The 9,978-nt window shown below is 70.3% G+C and carries 9 protein-coding genes; 3 read left to right on the top strand and 6 right to left on the bottom strand.

The annotated features are described in order from the left end of the window. Window positions 1-91: 91 nt before the first annotated feature. Both ABZ208_RS15090 and ABZ208_RS15085 read left to right on the top strand, forming a co-directional pair. Window positions 92-298 carry a hypothetical protein gene (locus ABZ208_RS15090; RefSeq protein WP_356909913.1) on the top strand — a complete coding sequence of 69 codons (207 nt, stop codon included), beginning with the start codon at window positions 92-94 and terminating at the stop codon, window positions 296-298. 104 nt (window positions 299-402) lie between these two features. Further along, on the top strand, window positions 403-1,050 hold the full coding sequence (locus ABZ208_RS15085) for a TetR/AcrR family transcriptional regulator (protein WP_356909912.1): 648 nt from the start codon (window positions 403-405) through the stop codon (window positions 1,048-1,050). Window positions 1,051-1,103: 53 nt separating this feature from the next. Here ABZ208_RS15085 and ABZ208_RS15080 read toward each other — a convergent pair whose 3' ends face one another. The 6 genes from ABZ208_RS15080 to ABZ208_RS15055 form a co-directional block, all read right to left on the bottom strand. Next, window positions 1,104-2,729, bottom strand: a complete 1,626-nt coding sequence (locus tag ABZ208_RS15080) for a carboxylesterase family protein (protein ID WP_356909911.1) — start codon at window positions 2,727-2,729, stop codon at window positions 1,104-1,106. Between the two features lie 1,008 nt (window positions 2,730-3,737). After that, complete coding sequence (locus tag ABZ208_RS15075; RefSeq protein ID WP_356909910.1) at window positions 3,738-5,144, bottom strand: cytochrome P450; 1,407 nt, start codon at window positions 5,142-5,144, stop codon at window positions 3,738-3,740. After that, on the bottom strand, window positions 5,141-5,740 hold the full coding sequence (locus ABZ208_RS15070; protein ID WP_356909909.1) for an ATP/GTP-binding protein: 600 nt from the start codon (window positions 5,738-5,740) through the stop codon (window positions 5,141-5,143). The genes ABZ208_RS15075 and ABZ208_RS15070 overlap by 4 nt, the downstream gene beginning before the upstream one ends. Beyond that, window positions 5,718-6,080, bottom strand: coding sequence for a DUF742 domain-containing protein (locus tag ABZ208_RS15065; RefSeq protein WP_356909908.1), 363 nt, complete (start codon window positions 6,078-6,080; stop codon window positions 5,718-5,720). Before ABZ208_RS15065 ends, ABZ208_RS15070 begins: the two co-directional genes overlap by 23 nt. Continuing rightward, window positions 6,077-6,511 carry a roadblock/LC7 domain-containing protein gene (locus ABZ208_RS15060; RefSeq protein ID WP_356909907.1) on the bottom strand — a complete coding sequence of 145 codons (435 nt, stop codon included), beginning with the start codon at window positions 6,509-6,511 and terminating at the stop codon, window positions 6,077-6,079. Before ABZ208_RS15060 ends, ABZ208_RS15065 begins: the two co-directional genes overlap by 4 nt. Then, entirely contained in the window at window positions 6,508-7,896 is a 1,389-nt protein-coding gene (locus tag ABZ208_RS15055) for an ATP-binding protein (protein WP_356909906.1), read from the bottom strand. Before ABZ208_RS15055 ends, ABZ208_RS15060 begins: the two co-directional genes overlap by 4 nt. Before the next feature lie 752 nt (window positions 7,897-8,648). On the opposite strand from ABZ208_RS15055, the gene ABZ208_RS15050 reads away from it, so the two are divergent. Further along, window positions 8,649-9,905, top strand: coding sequence for a cytochrome P450 (locus ABZ208_RS15050; protein WP_356909905.1), 1,257 nt, complete (start codon window positions 8,649-8,651; stop codon window positions 9,903-9,905). The last annotated feature ends 73 nt before the right edge of the window (window positions 9,906-9,978 follow it).

The following is a 9,978-nucleotide window of genomic DNA, read 5'->3' as shown; positions in this document are numbered from 1 at the left end:
CCGGACGGCCACTCCTTCGGAGCCACAACTGGCAAGACCCGGTAAGCCACATCCGGCCCTCCCGGGCCGCCCAACAACTTACGGAGACCCGGTGACGGTGCACCCGTTGATCGAGGCGGAGAGGCGGAGCGGCCACATCGTCAAACGGGCGCGTGAACTGCTGAAGGTCTCCCGAACCGGCTTCTACGCCCGCCGCACTGCCAACCCCGGCCCCCGCGCGGTGTGGGACGCCGAGCTGACAGGTCAGGTCACGGCCGTCCGCACGTGCTCCCGCGGCACCTGGCCGCCAGGATCCTGACCGACCGGATCTGGCGGACCCTGCGACCGGACCAGGTGTTCTGACCTGGGATGATTCCTCTGAACCGCTGTGCTTGGCCGGTCGGCTGATCTAGAGTCGGGCGCATGACAGAGGCATCGGCCCGTGACCGCGGCATGCGGTCCCACGACGCGATTCTCGACACCGCAACTGAGCTGATGTCCCAGCACGGTTACGCCGCCACGTCCATATCGATGATCTCCGCCGCCTGCGGACTCCCCGCCAGTTCCCTCTACTGGCACTTCGGAAGCAAGGACGGTATCTACGTCGCGGTCCTCGAACGCGCAAGAATCGCCTTGCTGGCGGCCCTGCCTCCGGTCGACGTACCCGGTGCGGATGCAGGGCACAGGCTGGACACCTTTCTCGGATCGGTCGGGGAGAGCTTCCAACGCCACCCGCACAGCTTGAAGCTGCTGCTCGCGGTCGGCATGTTGCGGCAGGACGCCAGTACGGCCGCCCTGGCCGAGCTGCGCCGGTACCGCGACGCGCTGTTGGCGTGGGCCCAGGATTCCCTGAGCGTCGTCTTCGACCTGGGCGGTCGCCCCGAGGTGTCGGACGAACTCGCCCGCTTCACCCTCAGAACGGCGAGCGGAACCGCCGTGGCCCGTTGGTTCGAGCCCGCCACCTCCTTGGAGATCGAGCCGCTGCGCGTCGCGTTGCTTGCCCTGGCGGCCCACCATGGCGTTCCCGTGGGGAGTTCCCGCTCGGCGGGACGCGCCCCGGATGTGTCCTGAAGCGCTGCCGTGCGGCGGTGGTGGGCCTGCTCCGCGGAGCGCCGGGGCAGTCGTCAGGAAGTGTCGGCGGGCTGCCAGAACGCGCAGCGGTGGTCGGCCGCGAAACCGTTGGTAGGAGCGGTCCGGTCCGGAGCCAAAACCTGGATGCGGTCACGGTCGGTGCCGTATCGCGGCCAGGCGGGGGTGCCGGGCCCGTTGGGGTTGCCGGTGGCGGCGAATCGGGCCCAGTAGCCGGTCATCGTGGCGGACAGCCGGCGCTGTGCCGGGGTGGTGAGCGGCAGGGCTTTCATCGGGAACAGATAAGCCAGCTCCGCGGCGTGGAACGCGCCCTGCGGGGTGTACGGCGCCGGGATGAACGCAGGCGCCTGGGGATCGTTGAACTCATAGGCGTAGACGGGCACCCTGGCGCTGTACAGGCGGCCGTCGGCACGCGCCGGGCAGGCGAAGCGCTGGTCGGTGCCGACAGCGGAGTAGGCCAGGTTCGGCGAGGCGTAGGCGGACGCCGGGTAGGTGCCGAGAACGGCGGCTGCTCGAGCAGGGTGCTGCAGCTTGATCAGGGCGGCATAGGTCTGCGGTGTGAGGGGCCCACCGCCGAGCAGGTCCACGTTGAGCGCCGTGAAGTACCGGTACTCGTCATGGGTGCTGCCGCTCAGCGTCGGGACCGCGTTCACCCGCCCCTCGGCCCATGCCGTGCGCGGTGGGACCGGAAGGACGGCCGGTCCGGTGTTCGGTGTCCACAGGGACGCCGCCGCAGGGGCGCCGCGAATCAGCTCCCCGGTGGGTACGGCGCGCAGACAGGCCGCGACGTTCGACGGGTCGCTGCAGCCGACCGAGGCCGCGAAGCTCTGCCCCCTCCTCTCGGCCTCGGCCAGGGTGAGCGGGTCGAGAGCGCCGTCGGACAGGCAGCTGCCGCTCTGCTGGACGGCCCGGTGGAACAGGCCTTGCGCGGTCGGCGAGGCAATGTGGAGACAGGTGTCGACGGACCCGGCGGACTGACCGCCCAGGGTGACCCTGGTGCGGTCGCCGCCGAAGGCACCGATGGTGCGCCGTACCCAGCGCAGCGCGGCCTGCTGGTCCATCAGGCCGTAATCGCCGCTCTCGGCCGACAGCGCGGGGTGGGCGAGGAACCCCAGCGCCCCGAGACGGTAGTTGACGGTGACGACGACCACGCCCCGGGCGGCCAGCGCCGCACCGTTGTAGTCGCTGCCGGCGCCGTAGGCGTTGCCGCCGCCGTGCAGCCACACCAGCACCGGCAGCTTTCTGCCGTCGGCGCCGGGCGGGGTCCACACATTGAGGTACAGGCAGTCCTCCGAGGTGCTGCCGGTGCGGTTGGAGTCAACCGGCAGGACCGGCCCGCCGTCCGGGAGCAGAGTCAGGGGCAGTTGGGGGCAGGGACTGGCCGGTGCGGTGGCGTCCCGCACGCCGGACCATGATGCGGACGGCCGGGGCGGGCGCCAGCGTAACTCCCCCGTCGGCGCGGCTGCGAAGGGGATGCCCTGGAACACCCGGCCGCCGTCGGGACCGGTCTTGCCCCGGACCGTGCCGTGCGCGGTGCGCACGACAAGCGCGTCTCCCCCGGAGTCGGGGGAGGCCGCTTGGGGCGCACTGAACGACAGCAGCAGTACAGCGCCGACGGTCGCGGCGCGGGCAACCGTACGGCGTACGTCACGGAATCTCATCGGTCTCCTTCTGTTGGTCCGTCTGCTTCGGCGAAGGAAGGCGCGGCGGTCCACGTCCGGCTGGTGGGCGTCGCGGGCGGCTCCGGGGTTCCAACCGCGTCTGTTCGTACGCGCCGTGTGACAGACGCCGTCCTCTGGACGGTGGCACCGGGCTGCCCGGCGCGCGGGGCAGCGGCGCCAACTACGTTGCTCTGTAGCGAGCGTTCCATTCAGGGGCGGTGCTGTCTACACAACTGACAAGGGAACGGCGGCGCGACGGCTTGAAAGGCGTCGTCACCGGCCCGGGGTGCCGAGCGGCTGCCTCGCGGGGCTCAGATCCGCCGGTGAACCGGTCGGCGAGGACGGGCGACGCCGACCGGCAGCGTGGGCGCCGGCGAGGCCGAGGATCGCCAGGCAGCGCCCTGCAGTTGCCGGGAAGGCAGGGGATCGTCCGTTCGTCGGCCTGCCTGCGACGGCCTGAGTCCTGTCCGGGCTCGCCGCCCTTGAGGGCGGCACGGACGCCGATGTCGCTCCCGCAGCCACCTGCGCAGCTCAGGGGAGCCGTAAGCCTTGTCTGCATGGCGGGCGGTCTCGGGGCGGGATGTCTTGGCGCCGCGCGTCTTGCCGGCGTCGGTGTTGTCGCGGTCGACGCCGGCCCGCGGCAGGCGTGATTCTGTGGCCGGGGTCATGGCCGGCGGTCGAGAGCCGGGCACGGCCGATGAGCATGTGTCGCAACCCATCGGCCGTACCGTCCAACGGCGTTGACTTCCGAAGTGGGTTGCCGACCGTGCCCGCCTGCGGGTTTGCGATCAACGGGCTGGAGTGTGGAAGAGCCGGTCCTTCGTCCTCACTCGTCGCCCCGTCCGGTCATGGCCGAACCCGCAGGCGGGTCCGGCCGTGGCCCGACGCCGAGTCGTTGACGTCACTGGCGTGCCGGCCTCGGTGTCCGGTCCGCCCGGGTACGGGTCCGCAGCCGGGCGTATGCCGCAGACGGCGACGTCGTGGGTGTGTGCGACGTGCTCACCTGGCTCAGCGCCTTTGCCGCCATCTCGCCAGGGAGCTCCACCAGCGCTGCCGGACCACGTTCGCGGATCCGGGTTCCCTCGCCGTGGACGTCGGTGCCGGAGGGATCGGTGCCGAGAGGACCGGATCCGTGATCCAATCGCTTTCCGCAGAAGTCCGGTCGTCGGGGCCGATCGGCGGGAAGCGGACGGGCAGGGCGGCCAGAGCCCGGTGGAAGGGTCCCTGCCGCCACTCCAACTCCTCGACAAGCACTGCCAGTTCAATGTCGGGGAGTCGGTCGAGGAGCTTCTCCAGGGCGATGGCGGCGATCGACCGGGCGGGGCCTTTCGCGGGACAGGTGTGGGGGCCCGCGCTCCACGCGAGGTGCGCGCGATTGCCCGCCCGGCGGTCGCCGGCGAGTCCGGGGTCGGTGTTCGCGGCGGCCAGGCTGATCACAATGGGCTCGCCCTCGCGTACGAGGGTTCCGTCGAGCTCCAGGTCGTGGAGCGCATAGTGGACGGCGTAGTTCGCTATCGGCGGGTCGGTCCACAGCACCTCGTCGATGGCGTCCTCAACGGGCATGCTGCCGCCTGCGAGATCACCCGCGAACCGGTCGTCGCACAGGAGCAGCCGTAGTCCGTTGCAGATCAGGTTCTGCTGGGGCTCGGTGCCTGCGCCCATGAGGAGGACCAGCTGATGCATCATCTCCTCGTCGGTGAGCCCGGCAGGGTGGGCCATCATCCAGGACGTCACGTCCTGCCCCGGTTGGTCCCTCTTGAGCGCGACCAGCTCGGCGACGCCCTCGGTCAGCACCGCGTTCGCCTTCTCGGAGTCGGTGTCGGCGTCGAAGATCCCGGACATCCCCTCGACCAGCTTGTCCCCGATGTGGGGCGGGCAGCCGAAGAGCTGGTTGAAGACCAGCAGGGGCAGGACGGCACCGTACTCGCCCAGCAGATCCGCCCGTCCCTTGGGCCCGATCCGGTCGATGAGCGTGTCCGCGCTGTGCTCCACGTAGCCCTTGAGCGCGTTGGGGTCCAGGCGGCCGAGGCTGTCGGTGACGGCGCCTCGCAGCCTTCTGTGCTCGTCCCCGTCGGCCCACAAGGCGTTCGGCCGGTACATCATCATCGGCACGACCGGGCTGTCCGCCGGCACCGTCCCGTCGGCGAGGGCCCGCCATCGGCGTGGGTCCTTGGAGAAGCGCTCCGGACTGCGCAGCACCTCCAGAGCGGTCTCGTAGCCGGTGACCAAGGAGGCGTGTACTCCGGGTGCCATTTCCACGGGCGCGACGGAGCCACGGGCGCGCAGGCGGGTGTACGACCCCAAGGGGTCGGCGGCGAACTCCGGGCCGTACAGGCGCTCAACCGAACCGTCGCCGGCATGCGCAGGGCAGCCGGGAGGAGGTACCGCGTCACCCATGGGCAGGGGTGTTGTCATTCTTGCTCCTGAGGGGTGCGGGTCTGGAGGTACTCGATGAGGGAGATCAGCGCTTTGGCGGAGGACGTGGGTTCCCGCGCGTCGCAGGTGACCAGCGGGGTTTCCGGGAGCAGGTCGAGAGCCTCGCGGATCTCTGCCTCGGGGAAGGGCGGTGCGCCGTCGAACTGGTTGACGGCGACCGCGTACGGCATGCCGTGCTCTTCCAGCAGACCCATGATGTCGAAGGACTGGTCGAGCCTTCGGGTGTCCGTCAGCACCAGTGCGCCGAGGGCTCCGCACAGCATGTCCTGCCACAGCTGGGTGAAGCGCTTCTGCCCGGGGGCGCCGAAGAGGTACAGCACCAGGGACTCACTGAGTGTGAGGCGTCCGAAGTCCATGGCCACGGTCGTCGTGGTCTTGTCGGGGGTGCCCTCGAGGTCGTCGACGAGTTCGCTTGCCTGCGTCATCGTCTCTTCGGTGCGCAGCGGCCGGATCTCGGAGAGTGTTCCGACAAAGGTGGTCTTGCCGACGGCGAAGTGGCCGACGACGAGGATCTTGACCGCGGTGGTGACCGTGTCCGCGACGTAGACCGGTTCAGAAACGGGAGCGGAGCCCATCCAGGACCTCCTGCAGGAGTCGGGCGTCGGGCAGTTGCGCTTTGGGGACGGGTGGCCGGGCGACGACATGACCGCTGTCGATGAGGTCGCTGAGCAGGACCTTGGTGACGCTCATCGGGAGAGTGAGGTGGCCGGCCACTTCGGCGACCGACAGCGCTCCTCCTCGGCACAGTTCCATGACACCGCGCTTCTCCGGGCTCAGCCCGTGCAGGTGACGGTTGTTCACAGCCGTCACCAGCGTCACGATGTCCAGTGTGTTGCGCGTCGGATGAGCGCGGCCCTCCGTGACGACGTAGGGCCGCACGAGTCCTTTGTCACGCCGGGGGCGTGGCGGGGTCATGGCGTACCTGGGTCGTCAGCCATGCCGGGTGCGGAGTTCTGCCGCGGCGGACTGGTCAGCTCCTTGCCCAGCCGGTCGACCAGCTTGTGCATGCTGTAGGTGACGGCTTCCATGTCGACGTCCTGGCCGGCGGAGACCGCCAGATAGGCGCCCGCGCCGGCGGCCACCAGGAAGACGTAACCGTCGACGAATTCGACCAGTGTCTGCTGCCAGGGCGAGGTCTCCTGCGCGCAGAACTCGGCGGTACTGCGACTGATCGACTGCAGGCCGGACAACGCCGCCGCCTGCCGTTCGGCCTCGTCACGCTTGATGCCCTGGGAGTGGGCGCGGAGCATGCCGTCCGCGGAGAGCAGGATCGCGTGGCGGGCTTCCGGGACCTTCAGGACCTCGTCGAGCATCCATCCGAGTTCATTGGTCATGTGGCCGGTCATTCCTGGGAGGTCCCTTCGCTGTCGGGGTTGGCGTCGCGGCCGGAGCGGGTGCCTCGGGCGAACGCGCTCATGCGGGAGGCGGTCTCGGCCGCGGGGCGGACCAGCGAGGGAGCGGAGGGGGTCGGGGTCGCGGGGTCGACGGCCGCTTCGTGCTGGGCCGTGCGTCGGCGGCGCTTGGGCAGGCCTCCCACGGTGGACGACTGCGCCGCCTCCACTTCGGGGAAGGCTGACGACTCGGCAGCCGGCCGGGGGAGGACTGGGGGCGTGAGGGAACCCGGTCGGGCTGCTGCGTCCCCGACGGCAGTGGCCTCGGGTGCGCCAAGGGAGACCGGCTGCGGGGCGCCTGGCGTGCCTGCCTCCTGCAGGGGGATCGGCGGGCCCGTGAAACGCACGCGGTTGATGAGCGCGTTGGGGAGAAAGAGCACGGCCCGCACACCGCCGTACGGGGACTGCGAGTCGACCGAGACGGTGAATCCGTACCGGGCGGCGAGTACGCCGATCAGGGCGAATCCGAACTGCGGCGGGTCGCTGAGCCGGTTGATGTCGATGTGTTCCTGGCCGGACAAGCGGCGCGCGGCCTCCTCGGTCTCGAGCGCCTCCATGCCCACGCCGGCGTCGTCGACGACGATGCTGATTCCGTTGTGGGCAGGCTGGATGCCGACCTCGACAGAGGTGTTGGGCTGAGAATGCCGCGCCGCGTTGTCCAGCAGCTCGGCAACCGCGAGGACGACAGGCTCGACGGCTCGGCTCACCACGTCCATGTCGACCCGGGAGTGCACGTTGACGCGCCGGTAGTCCCGGATCCTCGACGTCGCCCCTCGTACGACGTCGACAAGCGGTGACGCGGCCCGCTGCCGTCCGGGCCATGAGCCGCAGAGCACGGCGATGGCCTGTGCCCTGCGGCCGAACTGCGCGTTGGCGTGGTCGATCTCCAGGAGGTCCTGGAGCACGTCCGGGTCGTCGTGCCGGTCCTGCATGTCCGAGATCGACAGCTGCTGCTCGTTCGCCAGGGCCTGCAGGGCGCGCATCGCCGCCTTCAGCGTTGCCTTCGCCGACGTGTCCGCCCGGGACTGTGCGGCCTCGGCAGCACCGGTGAACTGCTCGACGATCTTCTGCAGGTCCTTCCCGTACGCCGTGCCCGCCAGATCCGTGTCGAGCGGTCCGGGCACCGGCGCGGGCCGGCGGGATGCCTCGGCCAGAGCAGGGAGCCGAACCTCGGCGAGGTGCCGGACCTCCTCCTCACGGGCGAGCAGGCCGGCTTCGTGGATCGTCAGTCGACGGCGCAGGGTGACGGTGATCCGGTACTGGCGTACCAGCAGCAACAGTCCGGCGAGCGAGACCGCGACAAGGCACCAGAACACCCCCTCCGGTATGTGTTGTGTCATCAGGTCCTCATGAAAGGGGAGTGCGGCAGGCCCGGCGGAAGCGAGGCAGGCAGAAGCCGGCTCTGAGGCCATCGGATTGCGATTGGCCGGGCCGGACGCAGCACCGTGGTTCGGTGATGCCAGGGATCACTCGCGTCCTTCTAGGGGCGCTGGAGTGCCTGATCCTCCTGGGTCATCGGGGAGGCTTCAAGCGCCGTACGGGAACAAATGGAGTTCAACAAGGTGCTACCACCTGGTAACTGTCCGTTACGTCCGGTATGACGGAGGCTGGGGGTGCTCCGGCGGGGTGCTCCAGCGGCGAGGTCGGGTGCCGCACCGAAGAAGGTGCCGCTCTGCGGAGTACTCCCCGAACCGCATCGCCCGTACGCCGCGACCCCAGTTCCGGGAGCCGCCATCTTCGCGTTGCAGACATCCGTGCCGCCGGGTCGCTGTGTCCTGGTGTGTACCCCGACTCTCCCTCCGCCTCCCGCCCACCGAACGATACGGATCCTGTGGAGGCGTGGGCGCTCCCGGCTGTCCCGGCAGGGATGCCGACAGTCCCTGCAGCACGTGTCCGGGCCGTGGATCAAGTACCTGTCCGCCACGGCGCAGCGATTCCACCGAGACCGGTGCGTGGACCTGGCGGGCGGCGAATCCCAACCACCCTGCTCCGTACGCTCCATGGACATCCGCATCCCTGTATGGAACGCTCACTACAGAGTTGAGAGTCCGATCCCCTCCGCAGTGTCCACCCGCCCTATGGGAGGAGCGCCGTGAGCGATCTCATCATCCATCAGCTCCCTGCCGACATCGAGCAACGGCGGGATCCCTACCCCTGGTTGGACCGGCTGCGCCGATCTGGACCGGTGCAGCGTGTCGAGTTGCGAGGCGGCGGGCACGCCTGGATGGTCACCCGCTACGACGACGTGATGGCCGCCATTGCACACCCCTCACTGAGCAGCGACCCACGCACTCCCGGCAGCGCCGCGTCGCTCTCCGCCCGACCGGGCGGAGACGGGCGGCGGCCGCCGAGCATGCTCACCACGGACCCGCCCGACCATACGCGGCTCCGCCAACTGGTCTCGCGCGCCTTCACCCCTCGGCGAGTGGCGGCGTTACGGCCGCGGGTCCAGCAGATCGCCGACACTCTCATCGACGCAGTGGCCCCACTCGGGCGGGCCGACCTGGTCGCCGACTTCGCCCTCCCGCTCCCGGTCGCGGTCATATGTGAACTGCTCGGCGTACCCTTCGAGGACCGCGGGCAGTTCGGGCGATGGTCGGCCGACATGCTCAGCCCGCCCGTGGCCCCGGCAGCGGCCGCCGCAGCCGAGCAGGCCCGGGCTGACCTCGGCGCGTACCTCGCCGGCCTCGTGGTGCGCAAGCGCGCCGAACCCGCCGACGACCTGCTCACCGCACTCGCCGCCGCCGGCGAGGAGAACCGGCTGTCGGACGCGGAACTGGTCGGCACTGCGGTCCTGCTGCTCGTCGCAGGCCACGAGACCACCGTCAGCCTCATCGGCACCGGCACCCTGCTGCTCCTCCTCCATCCCGACCAACTGGACCGACTTCGCCGGGAACCGGCCCTGCTGCCGTCCGCGGTCGAGGAGTTCCTCCGCTACGACGGGCCGGTCATGCTCGGCGTCGTACGCTACGCCCGCGAGGATCTGGACCTGGCGGACACCACCATCGCCGCCGGTGAGACGGTGGTGCTCTCCACCGGCGCGGCCAACAGGGACCCGGGGCGGTTCGACCGGCCGGACGTCCTGGACATCGCCCGCGCGCACAACCCGCACCTCGCCCTCGGGCACGGCCTCCACTATTGCCTGGGCGCGGCGCTCGCCCGCCTCGAGGGCCAGATCGCCATCGGTACGCTTCTGCGCCGCCTGCCCGCTCTGGCCCTCGCCGTGGACGAGGAGGTCGTGCCCCGGCGTCCCAGCGTCATCCGGGGACCGGCCACTGTGCCCGTCACCTTCACGCCTATGGCGCTCCCGGCCGACAGTGACAACCGCCCCCACGCCGCCGGGCGGTGAGGCGCGGAGGACCACGCGGCGTTCCCGCTCACGACACTTCCGCACGCCGCCGAAGGCAGGACGTCAAGACCCC

This window comes from Streptomyces sp. NPDC006208, from assembly GCF_040613775.1.
Taxonomy (GTDB): domain Bacteria; phylum Actinomycetota; class Actinomycetes; order Streptomycetales; family Streptomycetaceae; genus Streptomyces.
This window is presented reverse-complemented; position numbering and strand designations above follow the sequence as displayed.